General features: G+C 71.4%; 18 protein-coding genes and 1 pseudogene. 8 read left to right on the plus strand and 11 right to left on the minus strand.

The features are described 5' to 3' along the window. Window positions 1-63: 63 nt before the first annotated feature. Both OG741_RS32640 and OG741_RS32645 read left to right on the plus strand, forming a co-directional pair. Entirely contained in the window at window positions 64-924 is an 861-nt protein-coding gene (locus OG741_RS32640) for a helix-turn-helix domain-containing protein (RefSeq protein WP_405603695.1), read from the plus strand. Further along, window positions 924-1,163, plus strand: a complete 240-nt coding sequence (locus OG741_RS32645; protein WP_266483335.1) for a DUF397 domain-containing protein — start codon at window positions 924-926, stop codon at window positions 1,161-1,163. Before OG741_RS32640 ends, OG741_RS32645 begins: the two co-directional genes overlap by 1 nt. A gap of 40 nt (window positions 1,164-1,203) precedes the next feature. On the opposite strand, the gene OG741_RS32650 is transcribed toward OG741_RS32645, so the two are convergent. Next, window positions 1,204-3,108 carry a M64 family metallopeptidase gene (locus OG741_RS32650; protein WP_405603697.1) on the minus strand — a complete coding sequence of 635 codons (1,905 nt, stop codon included), beginning with the start codon at window positions 3,106-3,108 and terminating at the stop codon, window positions 1,204-1,206. Window positions 3,109-3,168: 60 nt separating this feature from the next. Beyond that, window positions 3,169-4,593 carry a glycosyltransferase 87 family protein gene (locus OG741_RS32655; RefSeq protein WP_405603698.1) on the minus strand — a complete coding sequence of 475 codons (1,425 nt, stop codon included), beginning with the start codon at window positions 4,591-4,593 and terminating at the stop codon, window positions 3,169-3,171. Window positions 4,594-4,707: 114 nt separating this feature from the next. Between OG741_RS32655 and OG741_RS32660 the strand changes: the two genes are divergently transcribed. The 3 genes from OG741_RS32660 to OG741_RS32670 all read left to right on the plus strand — a co-directional run bounded on the left by OG741_RS32660 (window position 4,708) and on the right by OG741_RS32670 (window position 6,890). Further along, window positions 4,708-5,868 carry a molybdopterin-dependent oxidoreductase gene (locus OG741_RS32660; RefSeq protein ID WP_405603700.1) on the plus strand — a complete coding sequence of 387 codons (1,161 nt, stop codon included), beginning with the start codon at window positions 4,708-4,710 and terminating at the stop codon, window positions 5,866-5,868. Then, the gene (locus OG741_RS32665) at window positions 5,868-6,257 is read left to right on the plus strand and encodes a hypothetical protein (RefSeq protein WP_405603701.1); all 390 of its coding nucleotides are present in this window, start codon (window positions 5,868-5,870) and stop codon (window positions 6,255-6,257) included. Before OG741_RS32660 ends, OG741_RS32665 begins: the two co-directional genes overlap by 1 nt. 99 nt (window positions 6,258-6,356) lie before the next feature. Next, window positions 6,357-6,890 (plus strand): hypothetical protein, encoded by a 534-nt coding sequence (locus OG741_RS32670; RefSeq protein ID WP_405603702.1) that lies wholly within the window; start codon window positions 6,357-6,359, stop codon window positions 6,888-6,890. A 34-nt stretch (window positions 6,891-6,924) separates the two neighbouring features. Here OG741_RS32670 and OG741_RS32675 read toward each other — a convergent pair whose 3' ends face one another. The 5 genes from OG741_RS32675 to OG741_RS32695 form a co-directional block, all read right to left on the minus strand. After that, window positions 6,925-7,569, minus strand: coding sequence for a class I SAM-dependent methyltransferase (locus OG741_RS32675; protein ID WP_405603703.1), 645 nt, complete (start codon window positions 7,567-7,569; stop codon window positions 6,925-6,927). Next, complete coding sequence (locus OG741_RS32680) at window positions 7,566-8,228, minus strand: DUF2064 domain-containing protein (RefSeq protein WP_405605880.1); 663 nt, start codon at window positions 8,226-8,228, stop codon at window positions 7,566-7,568. Before OG741_RS32680 ends, OG741_RS32675 begins: the two co-directional genes overlap by 4 nt. A gap of 164 nt (window positions 8,229-8,392) precedes the next feature. After that, the gene (locus OG741_RS32685) at window positions 8,393-9,082 is read right to left on the minus strand and encodes a glycosyltransferase family 2 protein (protein ID WP_405603705.1); all 690 of its coding nucleotides are present in this window, start codon (window positions 9,080-9,082) and stop codon (window positions 8,393-8,395) included. After that, window positions 9,079-10,134, minus strand: a complete 1,056-nt coding sequence (locus tag OG741_RS32690; RefSeq protein WP_405603707.1) for an NAD-dependent epimerase/dehydratase family protein — start codon at window positions 10,132-10,134, stop codon at window positions 9,079-9,081. The genes OG741_RS32685 and OG741_RS32690 overlap by 4 nt, the downstream gene beginning before the upstream one ends. Before the next feature lie 155 nt (window positions 10,135-10,289). Then, window positions 10,290-12,074 (minus strand): FAD-dependent oxidoreductase, encoded by a 1,785-nt coding sequence (locus tag OG741_RS32695; protein WP_405605882.1) that lies wholly within the window; start codon window positions 12,072-12,074, stop codon window positions 10,290-10,292. 113 nt (window positions 12,075-12,187) lie between these two features. Between OG741_RS32695 and OG741_RS32700 the strand changes: the two genes are divergently transcribed. Continuing rightward, window positions 12,188-12,622 carry a YchJ family protein gene (locus OG741_RS32700; protein ID WP_405603708.1) on the plus strand — a complete coding sequence of 145 codons (435 nt, stop codon included), beginning with the start codon at window positions 12,188-12,190 and terminating at the stop codon, window positions 12,620-12,622. 26 nt (window positions 12,623-12,648) lie between these two features. Here OG741_RS32700 and OG741_RS32705 read toward each other — a convergent pair whose 3' ends face one another. Both OG741_RS32705 and OG741_RS32710 read right to left on the minus strand, forming a co-directional pair. Then, window positions 12,649-13,257: a protease gene (locus OG741_RS32705; RefSeq protein ID WP_405603710.1), complete on the minus strand. Its 609-nt coding sequence runs from the start codon at window positions 13,255-13,257 to the stop codon at window positions 12,649-12,651. Further along, window positions 13,254-13,916 (minus strand): DJ-1/PfpI family protein, encoded by a 663-nt coding sequence (locus OG741_RS32710; RefSeq protein WP_405603711.1) that lies wholly within the window; start codon window positions 13,914-13,916, stop codon window positions 13,254-13,256. The genes OG741_RS32705 and OG741_RS32710 overlap by 4 nt, the downstream gene beginning before the upstream one ends. A 198-nt stretch (window positions 13,917-14,114) precedes the next feature. Between OG741_RS32710 and OG741_RS32715 the strand changes: the two genes are divergently transcribed. Then, window positions 14,115-15,077 carry a GlxA family transcriptional regulator gene (locus OG741_RS32715; RefSeq protein WP_405603713.1) on the plus strand — a complete coding sequence of 321 codons (963 nt, stop codon included), beginning with the start codon at window positions 14,115-14,117 and terminating at the stop codon, window positions 15,075-15,077. Window positions 15,078-15,129: 52 nt separating this feature from the next. On the opposite strand, the gene OG741_RS32720 is transcribed toward OG741_RS32715, so the two are convergent. Then, entirely contained in the window at window positions 15,130-15,387 is a 258-nt protein-coding gene (locus OG741_RS32720; protein ID WP_405603714.1) for a hypothetical protein, read from the minus strand. Here OG741_RS32720 and OG741_RS32725 point away from each other — a divergent pair. After that, a pseudogene (locus OG741_RS32725) lies at window positions 15,320-15,916 on the plus strand (AMP-binding protein); the annotation flags it as partial. The gene OG741_RS32720 and the pseudogene OG741_RS32725 sit on opposite strands and share 68 nt — an antisense overlap. 45 nt (window positions 15,917-15,961) lie before the next feature. On the opposite strand, the gene OG741_RS32730 reads toward OG741_RS32725, so the two are convergent. Beyond that, window positions 15,962-17,026, minus strand: coding sequence for an ATP-dependent DNA ligase (locus tag OG741_RS32730; protein ID WP_266483374.1), 1,065 nt, complete (start codon window positions 17,024-17,026; stop codon window positions 15,962-15,964). Window positions 17,027-17,077 lie beyond the last annotated feature (51 nt).

Here is a 17,077-nt window from a genome sequence, read left to right on the forward strand (position 1 = left end):
GGCATATTCATCCTTGCGGGAGCGTGGCACACTGCACGCAACAGCACGTGGGGAGGTCTCGAAGTGAGTGAACCGCGGTCCGCCCCCACGGTGGGCCAGGTCGTTCTCGGCAAGCGCTTGCAGGATCTGCGGGAGCGGGCCGGACTCAGGCGCGAGGAAGCGGCAAAGGTCCTTCGCGTGGCCGCAGGCACCATCCGCCGGATGGAAACCGCCGAGGTCGCGCTGAAGATCCCCTATGTCCAACTGCTGCTGAACGCCTACGGGATCACTGACGACGAGGCCCGGGGTTTCATCGAGCTCGCCGAGGAGGCCAACAAGCCCGGCTGGTGGCAGCGCTTTCACGACGTTCTGCCCGGCTGGTTCAGCATGTACGTGAGTCTGGAGGGTGCCGCCGCCCTCATCCGGACCTACGAGCCGCACTTCGTGCCCGGTCTGCTGCAGACGGAGGACTACGCCCGGGCGATCATGACCGGCGGAGCCGTCGGGCAGACCGATCCGGCCGACATCGAGCGCCATGTGGCGCTGCGGATGGAACGCCAGGCTCTGCTCACCCGACCCGACGCACCCAAGTTCTGGGTGATCATGGACGAGACGGTCTTCCGCCGGCCCGTCGGTGGCCCCGGCGTCATGCGAGCGCAGATCGACAAGCTGCTCGAATGGGCCCGGCTGCCCCATATCACCCTGCAGATCGCGGAGTTCGCGACCGGACATCACCCCGGCACCTACGGGCCGTTCGTCCTCTTCCGGTTCGCCGTCCCCGAGCTCCCGGACATGGTCTACAGCGAGTACCTCACCGGCGCCGTCTACCTGGACGCCCGCCCCGAGGTCGCCTCGCATCTGGAGGTTCTGGACCGCATGGCGGCTCAGGCCGCGACTGCGCAACGCACGAAGGAGATTCTCAAGGGTCTCCGCAAGGAGTTGTAATGAATCACCACATATACAACGGGATGCCGGCGGCCGAACTGGGCGAAGAGGGCTGGCACAAGCCGTGGAGCGGCGGCAACGGCGGCAACTGCTTCGAGACGATGAAGCTGGCCGACGGCCGGGTCGCGGTGCGCCAGTCCGCCGACCCGGACGGCCCCGCCCTCATCTACACCTCCAACGAAATGGAGGCGTTCATCCAGGGGGCCAAGTCCGGGAAGGCGGACTTCCTGCTCACCTGACGGTTCGGCTGTCGGCTCGGGTGCCGGCTCAGGTGTCGGCTCAGCGCTTCGTGGCCCCCGGCGGGAGCAGCGTCGCGAGGAACGCCTTCGGCGGCGAGACATTGCCTGCCGCGTCGATCGTCCGGTACTCGATCGTGTGGGTCCCGTAGTCGGGTGTGGCGTCGTCCCACGGCACCGCGCGTGTACGGCCGAGCTTGCCGTAGACGAGACCGTCGATGACCGTGCCGCCCGGGGTGAAGCGGTACGGCGCGTCCGCGTCCGTCGGCCAGCCGTAGTAGGTCTGCCAGCCGTCGCCGTCGACCCGGAACTGCGAGACCACGGAGCCGTCCTGGTCGTCGCGGGCCGTCAGCTTCATCGTGAACGGGCCGTCGTAGACGTACTCCACGGGCCTGCCCGGCCGGTGCACGGTGCGCAACGGTTTGGAGAGTGTGTACGCCCCGGCCGCGGGTGCCGCGTCGACCCTCCAGGTCAGCGACGTCTTCGTGCCCGCGATACGAGCCGTGAGGCTGTGGGTGCCGGGAGGCAGTCGCAGTGCGCCCAGATCGAGATCGCGGTCGTTGCCCGGATTGGCCACCGGCCGCCCGTCGAGCGTCCAGCGCACGGAGTGGGTCCGGTCGGCGGGGTGCGTGGTGTCCGCGTACACGACCGAGGCCGAGCCCAACGGGGCCGCGGTGTCGGTGTGACCGGCGAAGGCTGCCGCGACCGGCTCCCGCGGGGTCGTGACCTCGGTGTCCACATTCCAGGAGACGGTACGGGTCAGCGCGGCGGACGCGCGGATCGCGGGGTCCCGTACGAACGGCGTCGGGTCGCTGATGGTCGCCGTCAAGGAGTGGACGCCGCGCGGGAGTTGGAGCCCGCGCAGATCCACCGTCCGGGCATCGCCGACAGCACGCAGCGGACGGCCGTCCAGCCGCCATACGACATCGAGCTCACCGCCCACCGGATGCAGGGTGTCCACCCACACCGTCCGGTCGTCGCCGATCGGTGCGCCGTTCGGGGTGTGGTCCTGGACGAGGCTGACCTTGGCGGAGATCTTTTGGGTCATCACCTCGCGCCCGACCTGGTCGAAGGCGTACCCGAGGGTCTTCATGATCGAGTGCTTGCTGGGCCGCCAGACGCCCTTGGTGCTGTACATCCCGCCCTCGAACCGGCCGATCACCCCGCCCGATTCGCTCTTCTCGCCCAGCCAGCGCCACCACTTGGCCCGCTGCTGCTTCATCTGCTCCTCGGTGAGCAGGGTGTGGTGGGCGGACGACGGCTCACCGCCTTCGTACGCCGCACCAGGGACCCCTCGCGCGTAGTAGTCGTACTCGTCCTGGAGATTGCCCAGCGAGTGGCCGATCTCGTGCGGGGTGATCAGCGAGGAGAGCGCGTTGCCGCCGGACGCGGTGGCGAATGTGCCTCCCGCGCCGCCGTAGGTCTCGCTGTTGGCGAGCGCCACGATCTGCCGGTTGGCGCTCGCCGACCCGGGGACGAGATCGGCGAGAGCGGACGCCGGTGAGCTGTCGACGGTCAGCAGACGCTGCACGCTGCCGGAGTTGCAGCCGCCCCAGAAGCCCATGCCCAGCGCGGTGTTGCGGCGCGGCGAGTCCAGACCCGGGTCGCAGTCCACGCCGGACTCGGCCGAAGGGACCTCCACGGCCCAGACGTTGACGTAGGAGCGGTACGAGGCGAAAGGCTCGGTGGACCAGAGCACATTGAGGTGCTTGTCGACGTCGGCGCGGAACTTGGGGAGCTCGGCGGCGGTGTAGCCGTCGCCGAGAACGATGATGTTGAAGCGCTTGTCCGCGGGGCCGGTGGTCTGTACGGGCACCACCGTGGCGGCTTCGGTCACGGGGCTGTCGGCCGCCGCCGATGGCGTGGCGGCCAGCAGTCCGCCGGCGAGCAGCGCGCCCGCGGTGGCGAGCGCGGCCGCTCTTCGTAAACGGGTACCGGGTGTGGTCATGGGGCCGGAGCGTAGGGGGCGCCCAACGGGCCGTAAAGACAGCAGAGTTGGCCATTGGGCTCATGCGGAACTCCGCTGACCCCGCAGAGCACTGCCGACCTGCCGGTCGTACCCACCGCGCGGCGCCGGGCGCCGTGGCCCACGACGGCGCAGTACGCAGCCGGTGAGCACGACACCGGCTGCGACCGCGTACACCCAGGTCCCCATGCTCTGCGGGTCGGCGTCCGACCTCACGGTCACGTACTTGGCCGCGCCCGCGACCGCGACCGCGAGCCACTCCCACCGTCCGTCCAGCGCCACCAGCGCGGCCAGCAGCAGCGCGTACCAGGAGTAGCCGGGAGTCAGCAGCAGGAAGGCCGATCCGGTGACCAGCAGGGCGCCGCTCCACGGGCGTTCGGGATCGCCGCGCAGCAGGACATGGGCGGTGACCGCCAGCATCGCCACGATCACGGCGGGCAGCGCCCAGTCGTCCGGCAGTACCAGTCGCACCAGGGCGTAGCGGTTGCGGGCCGAGGGATCGTCGTAGCCCTCCTCCTCCGTATAGCCGCTGAGATAGCCGAGCACCGAGCTGTTGGAGACCAGGACGTACGGCAAATACGTCAGCGCGACCACGGCGGTCGCCGGCAGCAGGACCGCCGCCGCGTCCCGTACCCGCCGCACCCCGGACAGGGCGCCAGGCAGCACCACCGCCGGCAGCAGCTTGGTCGCGATCGCCGCCCCGAGCAGCGCCCCGCCCGCGATGCGGCGCCGTATCAGTACTCCCAGGCCCACCACGGTCAGCAGCGCCCCGAGCACATCGGCATGCGCGTTGTTCACCGCTTCGATGGGCACGATCGGGCACCATGCCCAGTACGCCGCACTGCGGGGATCGCCGCGCCTGCGCAATACGAGCAGCAGCGCCGCCGTGGTGCCCAGAGACAACGCCACACCGCCGGCCTGAAGTGCCTTGTGCCGTGAACCGTCCGGCGCGAGGGAGTCGACGAGCAGGAAGTACCCCTCCGCCACCGGCGGGTAGATGGTGTGCACCTGCGGCCGGTTGATCCGTGTGCAGTGCACCTCGCCCCGGGGCCCGGCGATGCGTACGAGGTCGGGCCCGGCGCACGCGGCCCCGCTCGGGAACAGCCAGTCGTCACGCAGCCCCGTGAGCGCGGGATCGGCCGGGGCGTGGTCGTACGGCGAGATGCCGGCCGCCTGCACCCTGCCGTCCCAGGCATAGCGATAGGAGTCCGTACTGGTGCGCGGGGGAGCCAGCAGCCCGGTCGCGGCGACCGCGACACCGCCCGCGATCACCAGGACCACGGCCTGGCGCACTGGCGCCTTGCGCACCGCGAAGACCGCCGCGGCGAACAGTGTCCAGCAGGCGGCGTACCACCAGGAAAGACCGACGGAGTCGGTGAAATAGCCGTCTTTGCGGACGGTCAGCGCGAGTGCGGCCGTCAGGGCCGCGAGGAGGACGCCGGCGGTGAGAGTACGCGGGTTGATCACAGGCTCAGCCTGGCACCGGGAAGGGGGCCGGACGCCGCGCCACCTCCTGATGTCCGCATTCCGTAAGGTGTCACGCCGCCCCACAGGGGCCTTGGCGGGGGTCTCATGGAAGACATGAAGATCAAGCCGCCCCGACTGCCCAGACTGTCCGCGCCTCCCTTGCCGTCCTTCTCGGGCAAGCTGCACGACGCCCGTACGGCGACCTCGATCGGCCGCTGGCTGGGCCTGGCGATCGCCGTGTGCTTCGTGACCGGCGTGATCAGCCACTACCTCCAGCACCCGCCGGACTATCTCGTGAACGTCCTGCCGAGCCGTCCGTCCTGGGGCTACCGGGTGACACAGGGGCTGCATGTGGCGAGCGGTATCGCGGCGATCCCGCTGCTGTTCGCCAAGCTGTGGGCCGTGTACCCCCGGCTGTTCGTGTGGCCCGCGCTGAGGTCGGTGCGCCACGCACTGGAGCGTCTTTCGGTGGCGGTCCTGGTCGCCGCGGCTGTCTTCCAGCTCTTCACCGGGCTGCTCAACACCGTCCAGTGGTACCCGTGGCCGTTCTCGTTCGTCCCCGTCCACTTCGCCGTGGCATGGCTGCTGTTCGGCGCGCTGATACTGCACATCGCGGTCAAGTACCCGGAGATCAGAGCGCATTGGACCAGCCGCTCACCGGGCACGCTCGAACTGCCGGCGGCGGACGGGCCCGACCGGCGCTCCCTGCTGACCGGCATCGCGGCGGCGGTCGGCGCGGTCACGCTGACGACAGTCGGTCAGTCCTTCACTCCCCTCAAGCGCTTCGACCTGCTCGCGCCGAGACATCCCGACCACGGCCCGCAGGGGCTGCCCGTCAACCGCATGGCATCCACCGCGGGGGTGACGGCGCTGACCGTCGCCGACTGGCGGCTGACCGTGGTCGGCAAGCACAGTTACGAACTCACCCTCGACGAACTCAGGGCGCTGCCCCAGACGACCGTCACCCTTCCGATCGCCTGCGTGGAGGGCTGGAGCAAGTCGGCCCAGTGGACCGGCGTGCGCGTACGGGACCTGCTGGAGCGCGCCGGAGCCCGGCCCGGCACGGCGGTACGGGTCGTGTCGATGGAGCGGCGCGGCGCCTACCGCGTGATGGAGATGGGCGCCGACTACGCCGACGATCCGCTCAGCCTGCTCGCCCTGCGCCTCAACGGCCAGGTGCTCTCGCTCGACCACGGCTACCCGGCGCGCATCATCGCCCCGAACCGGCCCGGTGTGCTGCAGACCAAGTGGGTTGCCCGGATGGAGGTCATCTGATGCGGATCGTGACGGGTGCGCTGGGCCTCGCGCTGATGACCGTCGGCGCGGTACTGCTGGTGACGGGCGGACAGCTGAAGGACGTGGCGCTGTGGCTGGCGGGCGCGATCGTCCTGCACGACGGGATCGTCGCCCCGCTGGTCCTCGGCGTGGGCCTGCTCCTCGCGGCGGTCCCGGCGCGCGGAACGGTCCGGGGCGCGCTGGTCGTGGCGGGCTGCCTGACGGTGGTCGCCCTGCCGGTACTGCTGCGGCCGGGAACGCCGAAGAACCCGACCGTGCTGCCGCTGGACTACGTACGCAACTGGCTGCTGGCGCTCGCGGCGGTCGCCGTGCTCACGGGGATGCTGCTGGCGGCGCGGTGGATCAGGCGGCGGGTGCCGCGGCGTTGAACTCTTGGCGAACGCATCGGCCGGGACGGTCGGTGACCGTGTCCACCTGGGCATAGTGACACCGAGTGCCCGTCCGTGGCGTACAAGGGGGACGCGGTCATGGTCAGGTTCGTACACAAACAGTTGGCGTACGCCCTGGTGATAGGGGTCTCGGGGCTGATCGCCGCGACGGTGGGCGTCGCGGCGAACGGCCCCGTCCGACTGCCCGGTTGGTGGTTCATCGCGGCGATTGCGGCCTGGGGCGTCTTCTGGGGGGTCGCCTCCACGAGCGGTCTGCTGAAGGAGGGCGATCTCCCGCTGTTCCGGGCCGCGGTCCCGATCGCGGACCCGGCCAGGGCGCTGTCCGCCCCGGCACAGGTCCGGTTGTGGCTGATCAGGACTTACGGAATGAGGCTTGCCCTCTGGCTCCCGCTGGGCACGGCACTGGCCGTCTACGAACCGCTGGTCGTGACGTTCAACCTCGTCTGGGCGGTGGACCCGCTGATGCGGGCCGAACGGGCGGCCCGCTGGGAGCGCCGGCACCGGGTGCTGCTGTGGCAGGGCGCCGTGGACCAGCCGGAACAGCCGGTCCCGGCGGGCCAGCCGCCGGTCTTCACGACACCCCGTCTCACATCGGTCCGCTCCGGCGTCTGAGGCCGTGGGGCAGGCGCTACTTCTCAAGCACGCCCTATGCGCGGCGCAGCGCCACGAACGCGCGCCCGGCCACCGTCCAGAGCTCCGCCTGGTCCGCCGCCCAGCCCGCCGATTGCGCGTAGTCGAGCAGCGCCTGCGTACCCACCCGGGCCCAGGGGAACGCCGAGCCCTGCGCACTGCCGTCATAGACCCGCACCTGCACGCGCTCGTCGACATCCTGCGGCGCGGTCTCGGCCAGCAGCACGCCGTCATGGGCGACCAGAGCCGCCACCCGGGCGAGCAGCACCCAGGGGTCTCCGCCGATGCCGATATTGCCGTCCATGAGCAGAGCAGTGCTCCAACTCCCCTCGAGGGGAAGCGGATCGAAGACCGAACGGTGAAGCGCACTTCCGCCGAGCCGCAGCGTGCGGGCCACCGCCTCGGGGCTGACGTCGATGCCGAGCGTCGGCTGCCCCCGTGCGGCCAGCGCCGCGACCAGACGGCCGGGCCCGCAGCCGATGTCGAGCACCGCACCCCGGCAGCGCTCCAGCACGGTCCGATCGGCGTCGTCCGGATCGGCGCACCACCGCTCGACCTCCAGGGGCAGCAGCCAGCCGTCGGGGCGGCGCAGAAACAGCGGGCCCCGGCCCGTGCGCAGGGCGTCGGTGTACGGATCGGCCTGCCAGGCGGGCGCCGTCATCGCGCCCCGGTCCCGGCGAGCGCGGCCATAGCCGCGGCGAACCGGCCGTGCGGGGCCTGGGCCGCGACCAGACGGGCATCGTCGGCGGTGTCCACATCCCGCAGCACGGGCAGTTGACGCACCGCGAGACCGGCACGCAGGAGCCGGTGCCGCTGTATCGCGCCGGTCTCGGGCACGGACATCGGTACGCCTCGCAGCAGCGAGGGATCCGGCTCGGCCAGGCCCAGCGCCCAGAATCCGCCGTCGTCGGCGGGACCGAAGGTTGCCTCGCCCTCGCTCAACTCCAGTCCGGTGCTGAGGAGTTCGACGGTGAGCTGTGGTGTGTCCATGCCGACGAGCAGCGCGGGCCCCTCGCAGAGCCCGAAGGCATGAGCGAGCCTTTCGTCGAGTCCGCCCGGACACTGCGGCACGACCTCGAAACCGTCCGGCAGCCAGGCGCCGGGCGCGCCGTCGAGCACCAGAACCCGGCGGCGTGCGGGCGTGGCCAGCACGACATCCAGGGTGTCGGCGAGCGCGGCCTCGGCGAGCCGGGCCGCCTCCTCGGGGGAGTACGAGGGGCAGAGCCGGGTCTTGACCCGCCCGGGTACGGGGGCCTTGGCGATGACGAGCAGCGTGCCGGGCCGCTCTTGCCGGGCGGGGGACGTGTGGGGCGCGGTCATCGGGCCGTCGGACGGCCCGGGCAGCCCGGTGCCGGGCCGCTCCTGCCGGGCGACCGTGCCGTCCGCGGTAACCGCGCAACGTGCGCGCACCGCGCGGCCCGTCGCCGTCGGCCTGTCCGGCGACGGTGTGCCGACGCCGGCGCGCTCCGCGGCGCGTTCCCCGCTCATCGCACACCACCCATGACGCCGACCCGGCCCGCGGGCCGCTCCGCCAGAACCGCCCGCATGTCCTGGACCGCCTGCCAGGTGCCCCGCCACGTGCCCGTCACCTTCGACCTTCCCGCTCTCGGCAGATACGGGACGTCCACCTCCGTCACCCGCCAGCCCGCGTCCGCCGCGCGGACCACCATCTGGAGCGGATAGCCGCTGCGGCGGTCCGTCAGGTCGAGCGCCAGCAGCTCCTCGCGGCGCGCCGCCCGCAGCGGGCCCAGGTCGCGCAGTCGCAGACCGGAGCGCCGGCGCAGCATCCGCGCCAGCGCCAGATTCCCGGCCCGGGCGTGCGGCGGCCAGGCACCGGGCCCCTGCGGCCGACGCCGCCCCAGTACCAAGTCGCTCTCGCCGTCGGCGACCTGGCGTACGAAATCGACCAGCAGCCCCGGGTCCAGCGAGGCGTCGCAGTCGCAGAAGCACACGTACTCCGCCTCCGCCGCCCGCAGCCCGGCATCGCACGCGGCCCCGAACCCGCGCCGTCCCTCGTGCACGACGGTCGCGCCCAGGTCACGGGCGATCCGGCCGGAGCCGTCCGTCGAGCCGTTGTCGACGACGATCGCGCGCCATCCGGCCGGGATCCGGCTCAGTACCCAGGGCAGCGCCTCCGCCTCGTCGAGGCAGGGAAGGATCACATCGACCGTCATGACGCCGTACCCCGCAGCCTGCTCGCCGCGAACTCCGCCATGCCCTCCGCGAAGCCGATCCGCGGTTTCCAGCCCAGTTCGGCCCGCAGCCGCCGGGAGTCCGCGGTGATGTGGCGTACATCGCCCAGCCGGAACTCCCCGGTGACCACCGGCGCGGGACCACCGCGGGCGGACGCGAGCGCGTCCGCCATCTCGCCGACCGTGTGCGGGGTTCCGCTGCCGGTGTTGTACGCGGTGAGCACACCCGGCTCCCGGCCGCGCAGGGCCTCGAGGGCGATCGCGTTCGCGTCCGCCACGTCCCGTACATGCACGAAGTCCCGTCGCTGCCGCCCGTCCTCGAACACCCGCGGCGCCTCGCCCCGTTCGAGAGCGGACCGGAAGAAGGAGGCAACGCCCGCGTACGGGGTGTCGCGGGGCATCCCCGGCCCGTACACATTGTGGTAGCGCAGGGCGACGGCCCGGCCGCCCGTCGCCCTGGCCCAGGCCGCGACCAGATGCTCCTGGGCCAGCTTGGTCGTCGCGTACACATTGCGCGGGTCCGTCGGCGCTTCCTCCTCCACCAGGCCCGACGTCAGCTCCGCGCCGCACTCGGGGCACAGGGGCTCGAAGCGCCCGGCCTCAAGATCGCCCGTGGCCCGCGGACCAGGGCGGACCCGGCCATGGCGCGAGCAGTCGTAGCGGCCCTCGCCGTAGACCACCATCGAGCCGGCCAGCACCAGTTCGGGCACACCGGCCTCGGCCATCGCCGCAAGTAGCACCGCCGTGCCGAGGTCGTTGCAGCCGACGTACTCCGGTGCGTCCGCGAAGTCCTTGCCGAGGCCGACCATCGCCGCCTGGTGGCAGACGGAGTCAACACCGCGCAGCGCCCGCGCCAGCAGCTCCCGGTCCCGTACGTCCCCGAGCAACCACTCGGCGTCGGGCAGCGGCGGGGGTACGGGATGGGCCGCCGGGAGCAGGGCGTCGAGCACGACCGGGTCATGGCCGCGGGCGGCGAGAGCCGCGACGACCTGCGAGCCGATGAAGCCCGCGCCTCCTGTGACAAGTACACGCATACTCGCGACGCTACGGCCGAGAAGCGCGCTGATCGCCTTTGCACGCCGTGCCGTCACAGGTCCGTAAGGACTTGACTAGGCCGCTCGGGGGAGCTCAGCCCGACGCTGGGAACGGCCCGCTCCGACACGCTGCCCAGCCCACATCCGCGTGGCCCTCACCCCAGGTCGAAGGCGTTGCGCAGCCCCAGCCGGTAGCGGGTGCGGTCGTGGCGCTTCAGCAGTTCGATCTCCGGGGCGCGGAAGAGCGGCTTCACCGTGCAGCGGGACGCCGCCGAACCGGTCCTGTCCAGCAGGGCGTTGACCGCCGCGCGGGCCGAGGCGTTGGCACCCTCCATCGTCGCCAGGTCGATGTCGACGGCGACATAGTCCCCGGCCAGGAAGAAGTTGGGGATCGCGGTGGCGGCCTTCGGACGGTTGTGGAAGGTGCCGACCGGGTGGATCAGGAGCTCGTCCTGATTGGTCGGATTGGGGGTCCCCAGGCCGTCCACGCCCGGGTCGAGGAACCACGAGTGCAGGGCGCTGTCCTTGAGCACCGTGCGGCCCGTGTCATTGACGGCCGCCTTGAGCTGGGCCCATACCTCCCTCGCGACCTCGGTACGGGTGCACTGCTTGGCGGTCTTCCCGTACAGGATGCCGGTTCTGTCCCATTCGGAGATGTCCACCGACAGACAGTCGACCGCGATGCCGTCGCCGTAGTCGGCGGGGAAGTCGCGGGACGGCCAGTGACCGGCCTGCTGAATGGCCGTCAGGGACCAGGGGGAGTCGATGCAGTTGAGGTGGCCGTGCAGCAGCGGCGCCTTCTCGGTGAGATAGAACTGGATGCCCGTCATCCAGTCCGTCTCCAGCTTGTCGCACCGGGCCAGCTGCGGGTCGGCCGCGCGCAGTTCGGCTCCCCAGGTCCGGCGTGCGTGCTCGACCGGCATCGCGGACACGTAGTGGTCCGCGATGACCGACTGACGTAACCCCTGCGGGTCCTCGATCACCGCAGCCGTGACCCGCCCGCCGCCGTACTTCACTTCCCGTACCGTCCAGCCGATCCGGAAGTCCACGCCCAGCCCTGTCAGATGGTCCACCCAGGGGTCGATCCACGCCTCATTGGTGGGGGCGTTGAGGATCCGGTCGAGGGGGCCGTCCGCGCCCCGGCCCAGTGCGTTGAAGACGAAGGCCTCAAGGAGCGTGGCGACGGTACGGGTGCTGGCCTCCTCGGCCTTGGTCGCCACGATGTTCCGGGTCAGTCCGACGGCCAGGATGCGCTGGTAGTCGTAACTCATCCGCTCGGCCCGGATGAACTCCCACCAGGGCGTGCGCTCCCAGGCCTGGTCGCGCCGCTCGTCGCAGCTGGTGAGGAAGACCAGGCCGCGGTTCACGAAGTACGCCGTCTCGTGGGCGGGGATGCCCCTGAGCGTGTCCAGCGCGGCGGTCAGCGCCCGGCGGATTTCGTCGAGCGTGAGCTGGGCCGGCTTGTGTCCCGGCCAGGGCAGCGGGATCCGTAAGTCCTCGCGCCCGGTGCGGGCGAACGACATCTCGGGCGGCGCGACCAGGTTGTCCCAGACGCCGTTGGCGTTTCCGGGGAAGGGGATGCGCCGCATCGTGTCGGGCAGGTTGTGGTAGATGCCGGGGATGAAGCGGAAGCCGTGCTCGGCAGGCAGGGGACGGCGGGCGCCCTTCGCGCTGTTCGGGACCTCCATGCTGCGGGCCTTGCCGCCGAGCGCCCTGCGCTCGAAGACGGTGACCCTAAACCCGCGTTCGGCCAGCTCGTGCGCGGCGGTGAGTCCGGCGACGCCACCGCCGAGTACGGCGACCGAGGGCACTGCCGCGGTGCCGTCCGTGTTCGACTGCGCGGCCGCCGTGGCTGCGCCCGCCGCGGCCAGTGCGGCCGTGCCGCCGACCGCGGCCGCCCCCGCCATGAAGGTGCGTCGTGTGCTGCCCACCCGATTCATCCCCATCCCGCTTACCGACGGTAACTGTCCGTCCGGCGCAGGAGCATACGGAGATCCCCCATGACCCGGAAGCCACGCGTGGGCCCAATCGTTCAATGGCGGAAAATGGAGTCATGTCCCGACGCAGCTCCCGCCCCGGTCGCGGTTCCGCCCCCGCCCTCACCGACACCTCGCCCTGCCCCTGCGGGCTGCCCGCCACCTATGGCGAGTGCTGCGGGCGCTTCCACTCGGGCGAGGCCACCGCACCCACGGCCGAGCTGCTGATGCGCTCCCGCTACAGCGCCTTCGTCGCCCACAACGAGGCGTATCTGCTGCGTACCTGGCATCCCTCGACCCGGCCGCGGCACCTCGAGATCGACCCCGGGATGCAGTGGACGCGCCTGGAAATCCTGGACACCGAGGAGGGCAGTCCGTTCCATTCGTCCGGCACGGTCACCTTCCGCGCCCGCTTCCGGCTCCACGGAAAGCGGGGCGCGCTGCACGAGCGCAGCCGCTTCGAGCGGCACGGCGGCGCCTGGGTGTACGTGGACGGCGAATTCCTGGACTGAGCCGGAAGCGGCAGTTGCCGGTGGGGTCAGGCCCCTGTGGTGGATCCGGGCCGGACGATCATCAGCACCGTCACCGTCGCCCACAGCAGGTTGAACACCCCGGTGCTCATGGCAAGCCGGGCCGAGGTGCCCGCCCCTCGGGGGTGACTTTCGGATCTTGCCGGGCTCGCGTGCCCTGGCACGCACGCTCGCTGCGTTGTCGTCAGTCGCCGACGCTCCGCGTCGGCTCCTTCCTCCGCCTTGCGATCGCACGCACCAGACCCCGCTCCCTGATCCGGCCTGATCCCAAAGGCACCCCCGAGATCCTCCAGTACCGCGCTCTGCCCCGGCAGCACCAGCAGCCCCAGGACCGCGGCGGCCAGCGCGGTGAGCACGATCGAGACGATCAGCCAGGTGTCGCCGAGCACATGCAGGCTGTTGGCGGTCGCGAGACCGAAGACCGGCACGACGACGCCGACGAGCGCGTACACCCGGCAGATGCGGTGGAGGTTGCGTACGGCTCCCAGCGCCTGCTCGCTCCCGGGCTCGGCCACCGCGCGGCGGACGGCGGCGGGGAAAGCACTCGCGGCGACGGTCACCGGACCGATCGCGATGATCGCCGCCAGGACATGGACGATGAGCAGGAACTTGGTCATGCCGGCAGGCCTTCGGATACGGGGATGGTGCCGCGGGCGCTCCAGACCGTGCCGCGGCGCTCGTGGGAGAAGAGCCTCTCGACCTCGTGCGCGATCCGCGGGCCGAGTTCCCGCTCCAGCAGATAGAGCGCGAGATCCAGCCCCGAGGTGACGCCCGCGCCGGTCACCAGATCGCCGTCGTCGACGACCCGTGCCTCGACCGCATGGACCCCGGCACCGGCCAGCGCGTCCAGACCCATGTGATGCGTGGTGGCACGGCGGTCGGCGATCAGTCCCGCCATCGCGAGCACCATGGAGCCGCCGCACACCGTGCTCATGACCAGCTCGGGCCGCTCGACTGAGGCCTTGAGCAGGCCGGGCAGGGGAGTGTTGAGGCTCCGGCCGAGGATCGCGGGGACGGTGTCCTCGCCCCCGTCGTCCGAGATACGGCCCGCCGCCCCCGGTACCAGGACCAGGTCCGCGCGCTCGGGGTCCAGCACACCGACGGCGCGCAGCGACAGCAGGCCCATGCCGCTCGGCACCTCACGCGCGCCCTCGGCGGAGACGAGCTCGACGGTGAGCGCACCGCCGGCGACCATGCCGCCGGCGGTGAGCACTTCGTACGGAGCGATGACGTCCAACGGGTCGAAGCCGTCGAACAGAACGATCTGGGCGAGCATCCGGCACCAGTCCTTGTCTGGGGGGGCGGCCCCCTTCAGGCCGCCGGACCGACGTTATGGAGCGCCGAAGAGACAGGACAGTGGCGTGAATGCCAGCTTCCACCGGATTCTCGCCAGGCCCGTGGAAGGCGGCTGACGGCAGATGAGTGCCACCTGACAGCACTTGGCCGGAAACCGGGCAGGGCGTACGTTGTGGCCATGCACACCGTGGCCGTCCTCGCACTCGACGGAGTCATCGCCTTCGACCTGTCCACCCCGCTGGAGGTCTTCGGCCGCACCCGGCTGCCCGACGGCCGGGCCGCCTACCGGGTCCGCGTGTGTTCCCCGTCACCGGAGGTCGACGCGGGGGCTTTCACGCTGCGCGCGCCCCGGGGTCTCGACGCTCTCGCCGAGGCCGACACGATCATCGTGCCCGGCTGTGCCGACCCGGCCGCGCCGGTCCCGCCGGAGGTACTGGACGCCCTGCGCGCGGCGGCCGCCCGTGGTACCCGTATCGCCTCCATCTGCGTGGGCGCATTCGTGCTCGCGGCCACCGGCCTGCTGGACGGGCTGCGGGCGACCACTCACTGGCTCGGCGCGGCAGCGCTCGCGGCAGCGCACCCCGAGGTCGACGTGGACCCCGATGTGCTCTACGTCGACAACGGTCAGTTCCTGACCTCGGCGGGCGCCGCCGCCGGACTCGATCTGTGTCTGCACATGATCCGCGGGGACCACGGCTCGGCGGTGGCGGCGGACGCGGCCCGCCTGTCGGTGATGCCGCTCGAACGCGAGGGCGGCCAGGCGCAGTTCATCGTCCACGAGCAGCCGCCGAGCCCGGACGGCATGACGCTGGAGCCCCTGCTGCGCTGGATGGAGGACAACGCCCGCCGCGAACTCACCCTCGGCGAGATCGCCGCGCGGGCGGGCATGAGCACCCGCACCCTCAACCGCCGTTTCCGCGAACAGACCGCGACCACGCCGCTGCAGTGGCTGCACCGCTCGCGTATCCGTCAGGCCCAGTATCTGCTGGAGACGACGGCACACTCGGTGGACCGGATCGCGACACAGGTCGGCTTCGGTTCACCGACGGCTTTCCGCGACCGCTTCAAGCGCCAGGTCGGCACCAGCCCGCAGGCCTACCGGCGCGCGTTCAGCCGGAGCCCCGCGCCGTCCGGGGCGTAGGGGCAAGGTGCCGGGTCAGGCTGCTGCGGTTCGCCCGCGCCGCCAGGTGACTTCAGAAGCCGCGTGACGGCTTGATGATCAGCCGCGGGTTGTACGCGGCCAGGATCTTGTTGGCCTGAGCCAGCGCGGACAGCGCGTGCTCGCGGTCCGCCTGGTCCTCGCTGCACAGGGGTATGCGGAACCGGTTGACCTCGCGTACGGCGCACTCGGCGTCGACCTCCGCCTGCAGGATGTCGAGCGGCATGCAGGACCCGATCAGCGCGGCGACGCGATCGGGGATCGGTACGGGTACGAGGGGCGACGCGGTCACGTGTAGTCCTTCTCTTCTTCTCTGTCGGGCGCCGGAGGCCGGCGCCCACCCCTTCATACGTACCGGACGGTCTTCCGCGTTCGTCGTCGGGGATGTCTCTGTGCGGCAACCGTTTCGGATCACCCGCCGATTGCATCGTCAGGGACAACGGTGTGGTGCCAGAAGCGCGCGACTCGCGCCGCCGGCGGCCTCCGGCTGCGCCGCCGACACACCTTACGTGAAGGCCGGCCACGCACCCCACTCTCTCGTCGCGCGACGCAACGGCGACGACCGGCCCGTCACGGCCGGCGCCTGCGCGGCCCAAGTGACCCCCGTGGCCGAGGCGTTGATCATTGCGGGCATCGAGCCCGGTGACCGAATCGCGATCATGCCCCGGACCAGGTACAAGTGGGCCGGGCCGGATTTCGCCGTCCGGGCGGCGGGCGGCGGGAGCGTGCCCAACGACGCGGGCTGGTCGCCGGATCGGATCGAAAGGACCGTACCCGGCAGTGGTGCACGTCACCTGATCGCCGAGAGCGAGGAGCACGCCGAGGCGGTCGCGACGGGCTGCGAGCAGGCTGAGTGCACGACCGCCTCAGGGCGCCGAGAACACCTCGGACAGGTCGTAGCGCACCGGCTCCTCCAGCTGTGCGTACGTGCAGTCGGCGGGCTCGCGGTCCGGGCGCCAGCGGCGGAACTGCGCGGTGTGCCGGAATCGGTCGCCCTCCATGTGGTCGTACGCGACCTCGACGACCCGCTCGGGCCGCAGCGCCACCCACGAGAGATCCTTCTTGCCCGTCCAGCGGCTCTGTGCGCCGGGGAGCCGGGCGCTCTCGTGGGCGCTCTCCTCCGCCCACGCCGCCCACGGATGGCCCTCCGGCGGATCCATCCGCAGCGGCTCCAGCTCCTCGATCAGCTCCTCGCGCACCTTCATGGAGAACGCCGCGCAGACGCCGACGTGCTGCAGCGCGCCCGATGCGTCATGGAGGCCGAGGAGCAGCGAGCCGACGATCGGTCCGCTCTTGTGGAAGCGGTAGCCCGCCACGACGACATCCGCCGTCCGCTCGTGCTTGATCTTGAACATGAGCCGGGCGTCGGGCCGGTACGGCAGGTCCAGGGGCTTGGCGACGATCCCGTCGAGCCCCGCGCCCTCGTACCGCTCGAACCACTCCTGCGCCAGCGCGACGTCGGTGGTGGCGGGCGCCAGATGCACCGGCGGTGCGGCATCGGCCAGCGCGGCGGCCAGCGTGGTGCGCCGCACCGCGAGCGGGGCGTCCAGCAGGGCCTCGTCACCGAGCGCGAGCAGATCGAAGGCGACGAAGCTCGCGGGCGTCTGCTCGGCGAGCATCCGCACCCGGGAATCGGCCGGGTGAATGCGCTCGGTGAGCTTGTCGAAGTCGAGGCGCCCCTCGTGGGCGATGACGATCTCGCCGTCGACGACACAGCGGACCGGAAGGTTGGCCAGCAGCTCGGCGACCAGCTCGGGGAAGTAGCGGGTGAGCGGTTTGCCGGTCCTGGAGCCGATGACCAGCTCGTCGCCGTCCCGGTGGACGATCGCCCGGAAGCCGTCCCATTTGGCCTCGTACTGCATGCCGGGCGGGATCTTCTTGACCGACTTGGCCAGCATCGGCTTCAGGGGCGGCATCACAGGCAGATCCATACGGCGATTGTCCGGTATGCGGGGAATCTCGGCACGGCCTACGCTGGCGGG

The sequence above is a fragment of the Streptomyces sp. NBC_01410 genome (assembly GCF_045040195.1).
Classification (GTDB): domain Bacteria; phylum Actinomycetota; class Actinomycetes; order Streptomycetales; family Streptomycetaceae; genus Streptomyces.